This window comes from Rahnella sikkimica (genome assembly GCF_002951615.1).
GTDB classification, from domain to species: Bacteria; Pseudomonadota; Gammaproteobacteria; order Enterobacterales; family Enterobacteriaceae; genus Rahnella; species Rahnella sikkimica.
In genome coordinates this window covers 596,725-613,454 of sequence record NZ_CP019062.1, presented here as the reverse complement: position 1 = coordinate 613,454, position 16,730 = coordinate 596,725, and the positions used below count along the sequence as shown (strand labels likewise).

The 16,730-nt window shown below is 49.7% G+C and carries 14 protein-coding genes; 1 reads left to right on the top strand and 13 read right to left on the bottom strand.

What is annotated here, in order from left to right:
• Positions 1-8 precede the first annotated feature (8 nt).
• The 13 genes from kdsB to serC all read right to left on the bottom strand — a co-directional run bounded on the left by kdsB (position 9) and on the right by serC (position 14,515).
• The gene (kdsB, locus tag BV494_RS02735; protein WP_104921461.1) at positions 9-767 is read right to left on the bottom strand and encodes a 3-deoxy-manno-octulosonate cytidylyltransferase; all 759 of its coding nucleotides are present in this window, start codon (positions 765-767) and stop codon (positions 9-11) included.
• Positions 764-946, bottom strand: coding sequence for a Trm112 family protein (locus BV494_RS02730; protein WP_104921460.1), 183 nt, complete (start codon positions 944-946; stop codon positions 764-766). Before BV494_RS02730 ends, kdsB begins: the two co-directional genes overlap by 4 nt.
• Positions 947-1,325: 379 nt before the next feature.
• On the bottom strand, positions 1,326-2,549 hold the full coding sequence (locus tag BV494_RS02725) for a winged helix-turn-helix domain-containing protein (RefSeq protein ID WP_104921459.1): 1,224 nt from the start codon (positions 2,547-2,549) through the stop codon (positions 1,326-1,328).
• 95 nt (positions 2,550-2,644) lie between these two features.
• Positions 2,645-2,857 carry a cold-shock protein gene (locus tag BV494_RS02720; protein ID WP_104921458.1) on the bottom strand — a complete coding sequence of 71 codons (213 nt, stop codon included), beginning with the start codon at positions 2,855-2,857 and terminating at the stop codon, positions 2,645-2,647.
• Between the two features lie 249 nt (positions 2,858-3,106).
• Positions 3,107-3,316, bottom strand: coding sequence for a transcription antiterminator/RNA stability regulator CspE (gene cspE, locus BV494_RS02715; RefSeq protein ID WP_104921457.1), 210 nt, complete (start codon positions 3,314-3,316; stop codon positions 3,107-3,109).
• Between the two features lie 353 nt (positions 3,317-3,669).
• Complete coding sequence (gene lpxK, locus BV494_RS02710) at positions 3,670-4,659, bottom strand: tetraacyldisaccharide 4'-kinase (RefSeq protein WP_104921456.1); 990 nt, start codon at positions 4,657-4,659, stop codon at positions 3,670-3,672.
• Complete coding sequence (gene msbA / locus BV494_RS02705; protein ID WP_104921455.1) at positions 4,656-6,404, bottom strand: lipid A ABC transporter ATP-binding protein/permease MsbA; 1,749 nt, start codon at positions 6,402-6,404, stop codon at positions 4,656-4,658. The genes lpxK and msbA overlap by 4 nt, the downstream gene beginning before the upstream one ends.
• A 38-nt stretch (positions 6,405-6,442) precedes the next feature.
• A complete protein-coding gene (locus BV494_RS02700) occupies positions 6,443-8,716 on the bottom strand; it encodes a DNA internalization-related competence protein ComEC/Rec2 (RefSeq protein WP_226790013.1) in 2,274 nt (757 codons plus the stop codon).
• Between the two features lie 253 nt (positions 8,717-8,969).
• Complete coding sequence (ihfB, locus tag BV494_RS02695) at positions 8,970-9,254, bottom strand: integration host factor subunit beta (protein ID WP_013574835.1); 285 nt, start codon at positions 9,252-9,254, stop codon at positions 8,970-8,972.
• Between the two features lie 60 nt (positions 9,255-9,314).
• Positions 9,315-10,991 (bottom strand): 30S ribosomal protein S1, encoded by a 1,677-nt coding sequence (gene rpsA / locus BV494_RS02690; protein ID WP_104924676.1) that lies wholly within the window; start codon positions 10,989-10,991, stop codon positions 9,315-9,317.
• A 156-nt stretch (positions 10,992-11,147) separates the two neighbouring features.
• Entirely contained in the window at positions 11,148-11,846 is a 699-nt protein-coding gene (cmk, locus tag BV494_RS02685) for a (d)CMP kinase (protein WP_104921454.1), read from the bottom strand.
• A gap of 195 nt (positions 11,847-12,041) precedes the next feature.
• Positions 12,042-13,325 carry a 3-phosphoshikimate 1-carboxyvinyltransferase gene (gene aroA, locus BV494_RS02680; protein ID WP_104921453.1) on the bottom strand — a complete coding sequence of 428 codons (1,284 nt, stop codon included), beginning with the start codon at positions 13,323-13,325 and terminating at the stop codon, positions 12,042-12,044.
• Between the two features lie 104 nt (positions 13,326-13,429).
• Positions 13,430-14,515 carry a 3-phosphoserine/phosphohydroxythreonine transaminase gene (serC, locus tag BV494_RS02675; protein WP_104921452.1) on the bottom strand — a complete coding sequence of 362 codons (1,086 nt, stop codon included), beginning with the start codon at positions 14,513-14,515 and terminating at the stop codon, positions 13,430-13,432.
• A gap of 352 nt (positions 14,516-14,867) precedes the next feature.
• Between serC and ycaO the strand changes: the two genes are divergently transcribed.
• Positions 14,868-16,631 (top strand): 30S ribosomal protein S12 methylthiotransferase accessory factor YcaO, encoded by a 1,764-nt coding sequence (gene ycaO, locus BV494_RS02670; protein ID WP_104924675.1) that lies wholly within the window; start codon positions 14,868-14,870, stop codon positions 16,629-16,631.
• Positions 16,632-16,730: the final 99 nt, after the last annotated feature.

The following is a 16,730-nucleotide window of genomic DNA, read 5'->3' as shown; positions in this document are numbered from 1 at the left end:
ACCGTGGATCAGGAATGTGGGTGGCCCAGAATCTTACGTACGCGTTCCAGATCTTCCGGAGTATCAACCCCTGCTGAAGGAATGGCTTTCGCGACATCAACGTGGATTTTTTCACCATACCACAGCACCCGGAGTTGTTCGAGCAACTCAATGTGCTCCAGTTTGCTCGGCTCCCACTGAACGTACTGGCGAATAAAACTGGCACGGTAAGCGTAAATACCGATATGGCGAAGGAAGACGTCGCCAATCGTGTCTTTAGAAACGGCAAAACGCTCACGTTCCCAAGGAATAGCCGCGCGGGAGAAGTACATGGCGTAGCCATTGACATCACGAACCACTTTAACTGCGTTCGGGTTGAAGGCTTCTTCAGCGGATTCAATCGGCACCGCCAGCGTGGCCATGCCCGCAACGCTGTTAGCCAGATTCTCAGCAACCTGGCGGACAATCACCGGCGGGATCAGCGGTTCATCACCCTGCACATTAACGATGATTTCATCATCTGCAAACTGACAAATTTGGATAACTTCTGCCAGACGCTCGGTACCTGACTGATGATCGGGGCGGGTCAGGCAGACTTCGCCACCTGCAGCTTCTACTGCGGCGACAACGTCCGGATGGTCGGTTGCCACAATCACGCGCTTAGCACCGGATTCCAGCGCCCGTTCCATCACATGAACGACCATCGGTTTACCGTTGATATCGGCCAAAGGCTTGCCCGGCAGGCGGCTGGACCCGAAACGAGCAGGGATAATTGCAATAAAACTCATGGATGTGTCTCATCAACGGAAAGCGGGCGGGCTTCGTTTTCTAATAATACTGGAATGCCGTCCCGAACCGGATACGCCAGGCTGTCCGCTTTACACACTAATTCCTGCGCTTCTTTATTGAAGTACAGTTTCCCGTTACACACAGGGCACGCAACGATTTCAAGTAAACGATGGTCCATTAATTCCTCCGGAGGCGACTACACCACATTTGAGCAGGGTGTAACGCAAAAATGCATTGGGAAACACAACACAACGGCTCCAGAGAATAGCATAACGCCCCTTCTCCGTTAATCCTCACGTCACCTTCTGTTGCGCGAGCAGAAAGTTAAATTATTGTGATTAAAAAATATCGTGACTGAAGGATTGCGTTGCGGATTTCGTGGGAGTACAATTTTTTTGTGATGAACATCACATTATCAACTTCAAATATGAGCAGAAAAATGAAAACCATTAACAAGATCATCGCAATGTTCGCTAACTTCAGCCACTAATGCCGAGTCACACCTGCAATCATCGTGAATAAACGGCTGCCTGATGCAGCCGTTTTGCTTTATAAAATCAGACCTGCCAGCCTGTCTTCCACAACACGCCTAACGCTTCCGGCCCTTTCGTCAGCAGCACATTCTCAGCCCCCTGCCATGCAGCAAATCGCGTAATTGCACCATGAATGTCCTGCGTACGCCGGGATGTCACGGTAACGTCAGGCTCGAGATGCAGGCTTTTCACTTCCAGAATTTTTTCCTTCCGGTGCATTTTGGCATCTACCCGCCCGATGAGCTCACCCCGCTGGAGGATCGGTAACGTGAAATACCCGTACTGCCGTTTTGCTTCCGGCGTGTAGCACTCAATCCGGTAATCAAAATTAAAGAGTGTCGAGACGCGCTTACGATCCCATACCACCGGGTCGAACGGCGAAAGCAGCGTCGTTACCGTTGAGGTGATTCGCGACTCAAGCGCTTTTTGCAGCAAAGGAAATTGCTGCTGGTGGACATAATAATTCCCCTCCAGCCCGCTGACCTCAACGGGCGTGATTTCTCCGTTTTCCAACAGATCTTCAATCACTTTCAGGGTATCAATACGTTTAAGGCGATAATAATCTGCCAGCCAATCCGCTTTAAAAATCCCCAGATATTGCGCCGAACGACGCATCATTTGGTATTCCGCCGCTTCCTGGCTCAGTGCCTGTGTCGCGTCATCCCAGCCGGGCATTACGCGTTCAGCCAAATCATAAACCCGATGGAAATTACGCCGTTCTGACACCATCAGCTTTCCGGAGGTGAACAGCGTTTCCAGATGTTTTTTATGCGGTTTCCAGTCCCACCAGCCGCTGTTTGATTTCTTTTCTGCACTGAAATCGGCGGAACGTACCGGACCATTTTGGGCGATATGACTGAGCAAATCCTGGATATCATCATGGTGATCATCAAACCAGTCCTGAGAAAACTTCCACCCCATGCCCTGCGGGTTCAGCATTTTGTGCCGTAACAACCCATAATCCTCACGGGGAATAAAGCAGGCTTCGTGTGCCCAGTATTCAAAAACTTTCCCTGCAGATAATGCCTCTTCCAGCCATTGCGGTGAATAGTTGCCGAGGCGGCTGAACAACACGAGATAAGGGCTTCTGGCGACGACGCTGATCGTATCGATTTGCAGCAATCCCATGTTTTGAATGGAATCGACAACATCATCGGCAGACGGTTTTCGGGTCAGAGGTTTGAGAAGATTTTGTGCAGATAAATGCAGGGTGCGGGCAGAACTGAGAGATATAACCGGGTGAGACATATCGGTATCCGTAGCAGCGATAAACTGTGGATACCGATAGCATATTTTTGCCGGGGCGTAAAATTCAGCTCAACGGCGGATAACAAAAACCAGAATCAGAACGCAATAACATCAGCCGCTGAAGGGCCATGTGCTACGCTGCGGTACGTGGTGAACTCCACACGCTGACCGGCGCTCAGGGATTTATTGCCTGTATTAGCAATGGAAGTACGCTGAACATAAATTTCAGAAGAACCATCGAGAGGGCAAATAAAACCGTAGCCTTTGGCCTGGTTGTACCATTTAACTAAACCCATTTTTAACATCATAATTTCTATCCTTTTTTTTGGGCATCCATGAACACACTTTTTTATTATTGTTCGGATGCGTTTGCCCATATCTAAGTTATTTTTTTATAAAAAACCTCTAATGAGCGAATTTGTTTAACGATTATTTTTACTGCAAACTTCTTAAAACCGATTTCTTTGCGGACATTAAAAACCCGCCGTTGGGCGGGCCTTACTCTGCTGATATGAAATACAATTTATGTTGTTTCACATCATCACGTTAATCTCTGATTAGAGAGCGATAACGTTAGCAGCAGCCGGACCACGCGGGCTGTCCTGAATGGTGTATTCTACACGCTGACCTTCGGCCAGAGTTTTGAAACCATCCGTTGCGATTGCGGAGAAATGTACAAAGACATCTTTACCGCCGTCAGCTTGCTCAATAAAACCAAAACCTTTGCTTTCATTGAACCACTTAACCTGACCCATTTTCTTAGACATATTTAAAACCTTTCAACTTTTTACTTAATAAGATCCTGCCATTCGGCAATTTTGGCCAATAGTTCAGACAATTACTTATGGGAGGGACTTAGAAGGTTCGTCTTTGAAGCGGAATCATCGGGAAAGAGATAACGTCTGGGAGGAACTGCTTTACTCTACACTCATACATAAATAGCGCTGTAACACAGGCTGAACGCATTAACTCATAACCTACAAACAATAGCAAGTCACAGCGCGTGATGATTTTAAGGAGAAATTAACATTAAGAAAATAAACCTTTAAAATCAGAGGGATTGAGATTTAAAATTTACGTAAATTTTTTAAAGTAAACTGAATGAAGAGGCTAAACTCGTTTAAAGATGCGTTTTCAAAATAAGATCGGTTATCTTTTGCAGCAATTTCTCAGCGTATAACCCCTGAATTTTTGCTTCAACCGGCAAATACCACCAATTCAGTTGGGCAAAAGAACGGCATTTCACGGCATCTTTTTCAGTCATCACAAGTTGCTGATCAGCGTTTACTGCGCCAGAAATCTGTTCAGGAGAATAAATCTGATGATCGGCAAAAGCGATTTCCTTTTGCAAAACCACACCCAACTGTTTGAGTGTCGCAAAAAACCGTGGCGGATGACCGATTCCGGCCATAGCGACCACATTTTTCAGCGTCGCCGCATCACGCTGTTCACCCGTCGCCAGATTCACGGCTTTACCCGGCTGTAAAACCATCGACAACTCACCGGCGAGCGCGGTGCCACCGTTAGTAATGACCGCATCAACGGACCGTAAACGCCCCTGACGTTCACGCATCGGCCCGGCAGGCAACCACTGACCATTACCAAAGCGCCGCACCCCATCGATGACGACAATCTCAACATCACGCTGGAGCGCGTAATGCTGCAAACCATCATCCGTGATGATGACATCCAGCTCATACGCGGCAAGTAACGCTTTGACCGCCTCTGAACGCACCGGGGATACAGCAACGGCTGTCCCGGTTCTTTGGAATATCAGTACCGGTTCATCACCCGCCTGTGCAGCAAGAGTCTCCGCCGTTAATACCAGCGGATAACTTTCAGCCTTGCCGCCGTAACCGCGCGATACGACACCCACGCGGAAACCATGCTGTTGCAACGTTTCGACCAGCCAGATAACCACCGGTGTTTTGCCGTTGCCTCCGGCAGTGAGATTCCCCACGACCACAACGGGCACAGGTGCCCGCCAGCTTTTTCTAAGCCCGGATTCATAGCTGTAACGGATTAAATTCGAGATTAACCCGTACAGCCAGGACAAAGGCAGAAGCAACAGATAGAGCGGTGATTTACCTGACCAGATACGTTCAATCATTGGCCAAACTGCATCCGGTAAAGTTGCGAATACACACCACGCTCTTCCAGTAACTGAGCGTGCGAGCCGCGTTCTACAATGCAGCCATCCTCAATCACCAGAATTTCATCGGCTTTTTCGATAGTCGACAAGCGGTGCGCAATCACCAGAGACGTACGGTTTTTCTGCAGCTCATCAAGAGCGGCCTGAATAGCGCGTTCGGACTCGGTATCCAGCGCAGAGGTCGCTTCATCGAGGATCAGAATCGGTGAGTCACGCAGTAATGCGCGAGCAATCGCAATACGCTGGCGCTGGCCGCCAGAGAGCAGTACGCCATTCTCGCCAATAACCGTGTCCAGACCTTTATCCATCTTACCGATGAAGTCCATCGCATAAGCCATTGTTGCGGCTTTCTCGATTTCTTCACGGGAATAGTGATCAGTGCGGGCATACGCAATATTGTTGGCAATCGTGTCGTTAAATAAATGAACGTTCTGCGACACGAGTGCCACCTGATCACGCAGTGATGACAGGGTATATTCACGCAGGTCATGACCATCCATCAGGATTTTGCCTTCCTGGATGTCATAGAAACGTGTCAGCAGGTTAGCAATTGTCGATTTACCGGATCCGGAACGCCCCACCAGCGCGACGGTTTTCCCTTCAGGCAGAGCGAAAGAAATATCGCGCAATGCTGGAATATCGCGGCCGGGATAGGTGAAGGTGACATTTTTAAACTCAACCTCGCCTTTAACGCGTTTGACTTCCAGTTTACCTTCGTCTTTTTCCTGTTCCATATCCAGAATGGAGAACAGCGTCTGGCAAGCTGCCATACCGCGCTGGAACTGAGCGTTGACGTTAGTCAGGGATTTCAGCGGACGCATCAGTGCAATCATCGAGGAGAAGACCACGGTAATCGTGCCGGCGCTCAGCGTTTCCATAACAGACGGGAAGCTTGCCGCATACAGCACGAAAGCCAGTGCCAGAGAAGCGATCAGCTGAATGATGGGATCAGAAATCGAGGCAGCAGAAACCATCCGCATACCTTGCTGGCGCATACGGTTACTGACTTTATCAAAACGTTCAGTTTCCACCTTCTGGCCACCAAAGATTAAGACTTCTTTGTGCCCTTTCAGCATCTGCTCTGCGCTTGTGGTGACTTGTCCCATCGTATTTTGCATCGTTTTACTGATGTTACGGAAACGTTTGGACACCACGCGGATAACAATAGAAACGATCGGTGCAATGACCAGCAAAATCACCGAAAGCTGCCAGCTGTAGTAGAACATCATGATAAAGAGGCCGATGATCGAAGCCCCTTCACGCACAACGGTCACCAGAGCACTCGAAGATGAAGAAGCCACCTGCTCAGAATCATAGGTAATTCGGGAAAGCAACGTACCGGTCGACTGCTGGTCAAAGAATGCAACCGGCATTCTCATCATGTGACCAAACAGACGGCGACGCATCTGCATAACCACTTTGCCCGATACCCATGAAATGCAGTAACTCGAGATGTATCCACTTACCCCACGGACAATCATCAGGCCAATAACAACCAGTGGCATCCAGAGTAAAATTGCGCGGTCTGCTTTACCAAATCCGTCATCTAAGAGCGGTTTTAGCAAAGACAGCATGAAAGTATCACTGGCAGCATTGGCGACCAGCGCAAGGGCAGACGCGATTAGCCCGGCTTTAAAAGGTGTGATCATCGGCCACAGACGACGGAATGTCTGCCACGTGGAGAGATCTTTATCGTTCATCATGCAATATCAACCAGCATCGAAAGAAATAGCGGCCTATTCTACTCATTATCTACTGATACTCCAAACCGGCGGTGATACCAACGTGGGTTTAATTGCTCCCGTAAGCCTTTAATTGCCCAATAATCACCATAAATGAACAGACTGAGCTGGCCGGAACTCGAAGTGGAGTGCCAGTCATAGCGGGCTTTGTGGTATCTGCTAACAACTTTATGCGTTGGAAGATGCCATTTATTGAAACGTGCTGCTGAAGCCACTGCCGCTTCCGGCGAAACGGTGCGCAAAAATGGCGGTGAAGAGGAAGTATTACTCCCATGATGAGGAACCTGAAGGACGGTTGAGTGTAATCTCTCCCGCCATTTTCTGATTAAGGCTTTTTCCGTTCTGACTTCAATATCGCCGGTCAGCAACACGCTGAACGAGCCATCATCGATACGGATGACACAGCTGTCATCATTTCGTGCATCTGCAATTTTTGCCTCCGGCCATAAAACATTGAAATTCAACCCCTGCCATTGCCAGTGTTCACCAGCGACGCAGGCAAGATGCCCCTCTGACATGGCGCTATCTCTCAAACTTGCCTGAGGATATCGCGATTGCAGAAATGGAAGACCACCACGATGATCCATATCGTTGTGACTGATAATTATCTGTTCTAATTCGATATTACGCCAATTTAAAAACGGTAAAATATTCTGTTCAGCCGCTGACCCACCTTCCCATTTATTCCCCGTATCATAGAGAATGCCTTTCCCATTCCGGCTAATCAGCACCGACAATCCATGTCCGACATCCAGCATATCAACACGCCAGCGCTCTGCAGGGATCCGCGCGTACCAGACAGCGGATACCGCGCAAAACGACACCAGTATTGAAAGCCATTGTTTCACATGCCCGAGTCGGCAAAAAATAATCGCCAGCCATCCAAACAGACTGATAGCCAGACAATTCTCCCCCACCACAACCCAACCGCCGGCGAAAGGTCTTACACCCCACATAGCGGCACTCAGTGTGTAATCAGCGCCCTGCCAGAGTAAGGTCTGGATCCCCGCCATACAACTGGCAGGAAAGAGATTTAAAAGAAGCACGGCCAGAATACAGGGAACCGTGAGCAGTGATACAACCGGCACAGCCCAGATATTTGCGAGAAATGAGGTGATATTGATCCCGTGAAAAATCCCTATCTGCAGGGGCAACAGAAGTAACATAACCCCGGCCTGCAAATGCCCCCACCTGACAACACACCAGTACCAGTGATGCTGAAACGTCTCTGACAACGGCACCCACTGAAACCAGAAAACAAGTGAAGCCACCGCAATACATGACAGCCAAAAACTGTCCGACAGTAAATTCATCGGATCTGTCATCAGCAGAAGCGCCACGCCCCATAACCAGATCTGCCAGGGATGACAACGAACCCGAAAGTAACGCAGCAGGATCCATAATGAAAACACAATTGCTGTCCGCAACGCAGGCGCATTACAACCGGCGAGCCACGTGTAAACCAGCAGAAAAATTTCACTGACCACCAGTGGAAAGCGGTAGTCGATTAATCTGACAGGCATAAACCACTGACATATCCGTGCCAGCCAGCCGCCAAACAATGCGGCAATCCCAATGTGCAGGCCGGAGATTGCGACCAGATGCGCAATTCCGGTACGCTGCAACACCAGCATTTCCGGCTTTTGTATCAGTCCTTTCTCACCAAACGCCAATGCGATCAGTACCGGCTTATTCACAAGCTCTGGCATGGTCAGGAGGACGCGTTGAATGAATTGCTGACGCCAGCCAGCCCCGGTGTCGAGAGACTCCCCGCTGTAGATTGTACCGGTCAGCGGTGCATGCTGAGACAACGCCCAGCGCTGTGCATCAAAGCCACCTTCATTGAGCAGGCCGTGAACAGGTCGCAAGCTGACAAGCATTTTCCAACGCTGTCCTGCCATTAACGGCTCATTCTCCCCTTCCCACTTAGCCCGGAATACGGTTGGGGGAAAAACAGGCTTGCCGTCCACACGTTCAATCTTGAAGAAGCGGGAAGATCCTTGCGTTCCCAGATTCACTGTCTGTACCTCAGCGATAACTTCACGTTTAGCACCTTGCAGATCAGAAATCTGCTGAAGTTGCATCTGCCCCTGAAACGCCGCCCAGCAAAAACTCAGCAATGCGATGGCTATCAGTCTGAGTGTTTTTCGGTCAGGAGAGAACAGCAGGCAGGCTGTCAGTAACAAAGCAACAAGCGGAGCCGCCGGGGGGATTGTGGCAAGAAAAATTAACGGCACCATACCGGTGATAATGGCAATTGCGACCTCATCCATTGAGATTTTGATGTTTTCACCCTCAGCGTTAAACGGCCTGAAATTCAGATCAGCTTCAGGGCTGGAGTATGATTTTTGGGCGGGAAAGGGACAAGTATCAGAAGGAATCGATGCGAGGCATTACGCAAATAATTTGCACAATAGAGTTAAGGGGAACGGTCTTTAGGCCGAAAAATAGCAAAAAAAAACGGCACTTTTAAAGGTACCGTTTTACATTCGCTATAGGCAGTCATTTATGGTCAAGGCATAAACCTTAGCCATAAATGTTCGCGCGATCACGCAACTCTTTACCTGGCTTGAAGTGCGGAACGTACTTGCCGTCCAGCTCAACTTTATCGCCCGTTTTAGGGTTACGCCCCACACGCGGAGCACGGTAGTGAAGAGAAAAACTGCCAAACCCACGGATTTCGATGCGTTCACCATCAGCCAAGGTTGCAGCCATATGCTCAAGCATCTCTTTCACTGCATCCTCAACAGCTTTCGCCGGGATATGAGAGTGCTGGCCAGCAAGTCTTTCAATAAGTTCAGACTTGGTCATAGTACCTCCAAGCTTTGCAGCTAAACTACCGTATCGGGGCGACAGTGTCGCCCCCCGTCATTACTCGCCTTTTGCCGCTTTGAACGCTTCAGCCATAGCGTTAGAGAAGTTGCTTTCTTCTGTTGGTTTGTTGTTAACAACAGCGATTGCATCTTTCTCGTCTGCTTCGTCCTTAGCACGGACTGACAGGCTGACTACACGGTTCTTACGATCAACACCGGTGAATTTAGCTTCAACTTCATCACCAACGCTCAGAACCAGAGTTGCATCTTCAATACGGTCGCGAGAAGCTTCTGAAGCGCGCAGGTAACCTTCTACGCCACCAGCTAATTCAACTGTAGCACCTTTGGCGTCAACTGCTGTGACTTTACCAGTAACAATAGTACCTTTCTTGTTAACAGACAGGTAGTTATTGAATGGATCTTCAGCCAGTTGCTTCACGCCCAGGGAGATACGTTCACGTTCTGCGTCAACTTGCAGGACCACAGCTGCGATTTCGTCGCCTTTCTTGTATTCACGAACTGCTTCTTCGCCTGCAACGTTCCAGGAGATGTCAGACAGGTGAACCAGGCCGTCGATGCCGCCGTCCAGACCAATGAAGATACCGAAGTCAGTGATTGACTTGATTTTACCTTCAACACGGTCGTTCTTGTTGTGGGTTTCTGCGAATTGCTGCCATGGGTTGTTTTTGCATTGTTTCAGGCCCAGGGAGATACGACGACGTTCTTCGTCGATATCCAGAACCATAACTTCAACAACATCGCCCACGTTAACAACTTTAGATGGGTGGATGTTTTTGTTAGTCCAATCCATTTCAGAAACGTGAACCAGACCTTCAACGCCTTCTTCGATTTCTACGAAGCAGCCGTAATCAGTCAGGTTGGTAACGCGACCCGTCAGTTTAGTCCCTTCTGGGTAACGTTTAGCGATAGCGACCCAAGGATCTTCGCCCAGTTGTTTCAGACCCAGTGACACACGGGTACGTTCACGGTCAAATTTAAGAACTTTAACAGTGATTTCATCGCCAACATTGACGATTTCGCTTGGGTGTTTAACACGTTTCCAAGCCATGTCAGTGATGTGCAGCAGGCCGTCAACGCCGCCCAGATCAACGAATGCACCGTAGTCAGTGAGGTTCTTAACGATACCTTTAACTTCCATGCCTTCCTGCAGGTTTTCCAGCAGTTGATCGCGCTCTGCGCTGTTCTCAGACTCAATTACTGCACGACGGGAAACAACAACGTTGTTGCGTTTCTGGTCCAGTTTGATGACTTTGAACTCAAGATCTTTGCCTTCGAGATGCAGCGTGTCGCGAACAGGACGAACGTCTACCAGTGAACCTGGCAGGAACGCACGAATACCGTTCAGCTCAACGGTGAAACCGCCTTTAACTTTACCGTTGATAACACCGGTAACAGTTGCAGATTCTTCGTAAGCTTTTTCCAGCGTGATCCAAGCTTCATGACGTTTAGCTTTTTCACGGGACAGCAGAGTTTCACCGAAGCCGTCTTCAACAGCGTCCAGCGCAACATCAACTTCGTCGCCAACCTGGATTTCCAGTTCGCCCTGTGCGTTTTTGAATTGTTCTGCCGGGATTGCAGACTCAGATTTCAGACCGGCGTCAACCAGTACGATATCTTTGTCGATAGACACAACAACACCACGAACGATGGAACCAGGACGGGTTTCGATTGTTTTTAAGGATTCTTCAAAGAGTTGAGCAAAAGATTCAGTCATGTTGATAATCTTTAGGTTCTTAAGTTTAACGTCCATCTGGCTTCCTGCTGGATGGGGTTGTTTCAAATGCCCCGCTACAGATCCTTGCGGCGAGGTTAAAAAAAACTATAGCCAAAACTGGCACTGAATATTCTTCAGCGCCAGATTACGGCTCGATTACCGGGTTTGTTTTTGCGGCAATCCTAGAATTTCTGTGGCATAAGCCAGTGCTTTTTCGATGACTTCCTCGATGGACATACTGGTAGAATCCAGTAATAACGCATCGGGAGCTGCCACTAAAGGCGCAATAGGCCTGTTACGATCACGGTCATCACGTTCTTTTATCTCGGCTAAAAGCCGTTCAAAGTTAACACTAAAGCCTTTTTCCTGCAACTGTAGCATTCTTCTGTTTGCACGTTCTTCTGAACTCGCGTCCAGAAAAATCTTCACGGGTGCATCAGGGAAAACCACCGTGCCCATATCGCGGCCGTCGGCAATGAGGCCCGGCGCATCACGGAATGCACGCTGGCGACGCAATAATGCTTCACGAACGCGGGGGAAAGCCGCAGCCTGCGAGGCCGTATTCCCAACCGTTTCAGTGCGGATTTCATTGCTGACATCCTCACCTTCTAAAATCACTTGTAACTGCCCATCCTGAGCGACAAAACGAACGTCGAGATGTGCGGCCAGCGGAACTAACGCCTCTTCTGAGACAATATCAACCTGATGATGCAAAGCCGCCAGCGCTAAAACGCGGTAAATGGCACCGGAATCCAGTAAGTGCCAGTTAAAGGCTTCGGCCAGCGCTTTACACAAAGTACCTTTACCTGCACCACTTGGCCCATCAACGGTGATTACCGGGGCTAAAGCCGTCATTTTTGTCTCCTTTCGGTGGGGAATACCCGCTTCATTAGCCTCAGAGGACTAATTCAGGAGCAGCATTATACGCTGCCTTTACGGCAACTGTTACCCCGCATTTTTCAGTTGCCTAAAAAGCGGACGTTTCTGACACCTTTAAAGCAAAAAGCGGACATCACAGATGTCCGCCGTCTTTACCCGCACCGGAAGAGTTTACGCCAGGGAGCTGATCGCAGCCAGTTGATCGAAATAATCGGGGAAGGTTTTCGCCGTACATTTTGGATCAAGGATGGTCACCGACGTATCAGACAGCGCCACGAGCGAGAAACACATCGCCATGCGGTGATCGTTGTACGTACCGATTTCGGCAAACTTCAGCGCTTTTGGCGGCTCAATGCGGATGTAATCCTCGCCCTCTTCAACCGTCGCGCCGACTTTACGCAGCTCGGTTGCCATCGCAGCCAGACGATCGGTTTCTTTTACGCGCCAGTTATAGATGTTGCGCAGCGTGGTCGGGCCTTCGGCAAACAGAGCCGCAGTGGCGATGGTCATCGCCGCATCCGGGATATGGTTCATGTCCATATCGATGCCTTTCAGCTCACCGCGCGTACACTCAATGTAATCGTCAGCCCAGTGGATGGTTGCGCCCATTTTTTCCAACACATCAGCAAAACGAATATCGCCCTGCATGCTGTTTTTACCGATCCCGGTGACACGCACAGTGCCGCCTTTAATGGCCGCCGCTGCGAGGAAATAGGAAGCGGAAGACGCGTCACCTTCTACCAGATAAGCACCCGGCGAAACATATTGCTGTTTGCCTTTAATATTGAATTGCTGGTATTGGCTATTTTCCACTTCAATACCAAACGTTTTCATCAGGTTCAGCGTGATATCGATGTATGGCTTCGATACCAAATCACCTTTAATCTGAATCGTGGTGTCGTTATCTGCCAGCGGAGCAGTCATTAATAATGCCGTCAGGAACTGGCTGGAAACGCTGCCATCCACGCTGACATCGCCGCCTCGGAAACCACCGTGCAGGCGCAGAGGCGGATAATTTTCCTGCTCGAGATAATCAATCTGTGCGCCGCCCTGACGCAGTGCATCGACAAGATGCCCGATCGGACGTTCTTTCATTCGCGGCTCACCTGTCAGCACAACATCCTGCTCACCCAGACACAATGCAGCCGCCAGAGGACGCATGGCCGTGCCGGCATTCCCGAGGAACAGTTCACTCCCTTTAGCATTGGAAAAAGCGTGGCCCAGTCCGTCAATTTCGCACTCAGTGCGGGACGCCGATAAGCGATGCGTAACGCCGAGTTCAGTCAGCGCGTTCAGCATGTGACGCACATCGTCGCTGTCGAGCAGGTTAGTCAGGCGGGTAGTGCCCTGTGCAAAAGCAGCCAGTAAAAGCGCACGGTTAGAAACACTTTTTGAGCCGGGTAAGTTGATGCTGCCGTTAACCAATGCAACGGGTTGTAATGTCAGGGATTCCACACTTTCTCCAATTCTTCATTTCATAAAATAACCCCGGACAGTGAGCCGGGGTCATTTTTAAGGCTTCTTACTAAAGCATTGTACAGGCCCGAAAGCCAGCACGCTTAACCATGGCGTTTTTCGAATTCCGCCATAAAGTCGGTCAGCGCTTTTACACCTTCAATCGGCATTGCATTATAAATGGATGCACGCATCCCACCGGCTACACGGTGGCCTTTCAGCGCATGAAGGCCCGCTTCCTGAGCCTGATCCAGGAACAGTTTATCCAGTGACGCATCGGCCATCTGGAACGGAACGTTCATCCACGAACGGTTTGCTGCGGCAACCGGGTTGCGGTAGAAACCGGTGCGATCGATTGAGCTGTACAGCAGTTCAGCTTTGGCCTGATTGCGTTTTTCCATTTCGCGCAAACCGCCCTGCTCTTTCAGCCATTTGAAGACCATACCTGACAAATACCAGGCGAACGTTGGCGGGGTGTTGAACATGGAATCGTTCTCGGCCAGCACGGTATAATCAAGAATAGAAGGCAGCTCAGTGCGCGCTTTACCTAATAAATCTTCACGCACGATAACCAGCGTCAGGCCTGCCGGGCCGATGTTTTTCTGCGCGCCGGCATAAATTACGCCAAAGCGACTGACATCAATCGGGCGTGAAAGAATACAAGATGAATAGTCAGCAACGACGATTTTATCGCCAAAAGCCGGCATTTCATCGATAGCAACACCATCGATGGTTTCATTCGGGCAATAATGAACGTAAGCAGAATCTGCACTCAGTTTCCACTCGCTCATTGGCAGAATACCGCGTTTGCCATCAAGGGTTGTGGTGACGTCAATGACGTTTGGCGTGCAGTATTTTTGTGCTTCTTTAACCGCGCTGTGCGCCCAATAACCGCCATCGATATAATCTGCAGACGTTTTTTCACCCAACAGATTCATCGGCACTGCGGCAAATTGTGCACGCGCGCCACCGTGGCAAAACAGCACTTTGTAGTTCGGGGGAATATTCAGCAGGTCACGAATATCCTTTTCGGATTCTTCGGCTACCTGGATAAATTCCTTACTACGGTGACTGATTTCCATCACCGAGGTACCCAGTCCGTGCCAGTTGCACAATTCCTGTTCTGCACGACGCAATACTTCAGCCGGGATCATTGCCGGACCTGCACTAAAATTATAAACCTGAGTCATTTCCCCTCACCACTTCTCTTGAGACAGCCACAAAGTAACAACTAATTTACCGGTTTTATCATCCCAGACAAGCAGTCTGCAACGGTTATTCATCACGACCTGATAAACAGCGATGAGAGGCTGAACGCAAGGTTATTTCATCCTTTTAATACTGATTTTGCGGGATTATGTTTGCATGAACAGAGAACGCACAAATTGCGATTACTCTCTGGCATCCCGGCTGCGCCTACACATGTTTTAACGACAAGCCTTTGAGTTCACAACACGATTACATTGTTAACACGAATACATGGAGGTAATGCGCAAAACCCCGTATCATTGCGCGTTTTTAGCACGCTCAAAAGTGAACTCAATGACGCAAACTTTTATTCCTGGTAAAGACGCGGCGCTGGAAGATTCTATTTCCCGCTTCCAACAAAAACTCACCGATCTCGGCTTTAATATCGAAGAAGCTTCCTGGCTGAATCCGGTTCCCCACGTCTGGTCAGTGCACATTCGCGACCGCGACTGCCCGCTGTGCTTCACCAATGGTAAAGGCGCCAGCAAGAAAGCCGCTCTGGCTTCTGCTTTGGGTGAGTATTTTGAGCGTCTGTCGACTAACTATTTCTTCGCCGATTTCTATCTGGGTAAAGAAATTGCCAACAGCGATTTCGTGCATTATCCGAACGAGAAATGGTTCCCGCTGCCGGAAGACAACCTTCTGCCTGAAGGCATTCTGGATGAACGTCTGCACGAATTTTACGATGCTGATAAAGAACTGGTCGCCAGCGACCTTATCGATCTGCAATCCGGTAATCCGGATCGCGGGATCTGCGCTTTGCCGTTCACCCGTCAGTCTGACCTGAAAACCGTCTATATTCCGATGAACATCATCGGTAACCTGTATGTGTCTAACGGCATGTCTGCAGGGAATACCGCGAATGAAGCACGTGTTCAGGGCTTGTCTGAAGTCTTCGAGCGTTATGTCAAAAACCGCATCATCGCGGAATCGATCAGCCTGCCTGAGATCCCTGCTGAGGTGCTGGCGCGCTATCCGGGTGTGGTGGAAGCCATCGCCAAACTCGAAGAAGAAGGTTTCCCGATCCTGTCTTACGACGCCTCTCTGGGCGGCAACTATCCGGTCATTTGTGTGGTGTTGTTCAACCCGGCAAACGGAACCTGCTTCGCGTCCTTCGGCGCGCACCCTGATTTCGGTGTTGCACTCGAGCGTACGGTTACTGAATTACTGCAAGGCCGCAGCCTGAAAGATCTGGACGTATTCACCGCACCGACTTTCGATGACGAAGAAGTGGCTGAACATGCCAATCTGGAAACTCACTTCATCGATTCCAGCGGTCTGATTTCCTGGGATATGTTTAAGCAGGACGCCGACTACCCGTTCGCGGACTGGAGCTTCAGTGGCACCACAGAAGAAGAGTTTTCCACGCTGATGTCCATCTTTAATAAAGAAGACGCCGAAGTTTACATCGCGGATTACGAACATCTTGACGTCTACGCCTGCCGTATCATCGTTCCGGGCTTATCTGACATTTATCCTGCGGAAGATTTGCTGCTGGCCAATAACACCATGGGTGCACATCTGCGCGATCAGTTGCTTGCCCTGCCAGACAGCGATCTGCCAAAAGAAACTTATCTGGAGATGATCACGCAGCTTGATGATGAAGGTCTGGACGACTTCACGCGCGTTCGTGAACTCCTGGGCATCGCCAGCGGTAAAGACAACGGCTGGTACACCCTGCGGGTGGGCGAGCTAAAATCTATGCTGGCACTGGCGGGCGGCGATTTGGATCAGGCGCTGACGTGGGCTGAATGGGCGCACGAATTCAATGCGTCGGTTTACAGCGATGAGCGCAACAACTATTACCGTTGTCTGCAAACCCTTCTTCAGCTGTCTCTGGAAGAAGATCGCGAACCGGCTCAGTACTACGCGGCGTTCGTGAAAATGTACGGACAGAAAGCGGTTGATGATGCTTCAGCAACAATCAGCGGTGAAGTGCGTTTCCACGGTCTGTTTGCCGTAGACGCCGACCTCAAAGCGTTGCCTGCGCATCAGGCACTGCTGGGCGCTTACGAAAAACTTCAGGCAGCTAAACGCCGTTACTGGTCAAAAGCCTGATTTTCAGGCGTTTGACAAATCTTCTAACCGGCAGAATTTTCTGCCGGTTTTTTATTTCCCGTCGTAATGGCTTTGGGGGGTATTTACCGCCAAATGTTT

What these genes read in the sequence shown, in the direction of transcription:
- kdsB (WP_104921461.1), bottom strand. Translation starts at nt 767, where the DNA reads ATGAGTTTTATTGCAATTATCCCTGCTCGTTTCGGGTCCAGCCGCCTG.
- BV494_RS02730 (WP_104921460.1), bottom strand. Translation starts at nt 946, where the DNA reads ATGGACCATCGTTTACTTGAAATCGTTGCGTGCCCTGTGTGTAACGGG.
- BV494_RS02725 (WP_104921459.1), bottom strand. Translation starts at nt 2,549, where the DNA reads ATGTCTCACCCGGTTATATCTCTCAGTTCTGCCCGCACCCTGCATTTA.
- BV494_RS02720 (WP_104921458.1), bottom strand. Translation starts at nt 2,857, where the DNA reads ATGATGTTAAAAATGGGTTTAGTTAAATGGTACAACCAGGCCAAAGGC.
- cspE (WP_104921457.1), bottom strand. Translation starts at nt 3,316, where the DNA reads ATGTCTAAGAAAATGGGTCAGGTTAAGTGGTTCAATGAAAGCAAAGGT.
- lpxK (WP_104921456.1), bottom strand. Translation starts at nt 4,659, where the DNA reads ATGATTGAACGTATCTGGTCAGGTAAATCACCGCTCTATCTGTTGCTT.
- msbA (WP_104921455.1), bottom strand. Translation starts at nt 6,404, where the DNA reads ATGATGAACGATAAAGATCTCTCCACGTGGCAGACATTCCGTCGTCTG.
- BV494_RS02700 (WP_226790013.1), bottom strand. Translation starts at nt 8,716, where the DNA reads ATGGATGAGGTCGCAATTGCCATTATCACCGGTATGGTGCCGTTAATT.
- ihfB (WP_013574835.1), bottom strand. Translation starts at nt 9,254, where the DNA reads ATGACCAAGTCTGAACTTATTGAAAGACTTGCTGGCCAGCACTCTCAT.
- rpsA (WP_104924676.1), bottom strand. Translation starts at nt 10,991, where the DNA reads ATGACTGAATCTTTTGCTCAACTCTTTGAAGAATCCTTAAAAACAATC.
- cmk (WP_104921454.1), bottom strand. Translation starts at nt 11,846, where the DNA reads ATGACGGCTTTAGCCCCGGTAATCACCGTTGATGGGCCAAGTGGTGCA.
- serC (WP_104921452.1), bottom strand. Translation starts at nt 14,515, where the DNA reads ATGACTCAGGTTTATAATTTTAGTGCAGGTCCGGCAATGATCCCGGCT.
- ycaO (WP_104924675.1), top strand. Translation starts at nt 14,868, where the DNA reads ATGACGCAAACTTTTATTCCTGGTAAAGACGCGGCGCTGGAAGATTCT.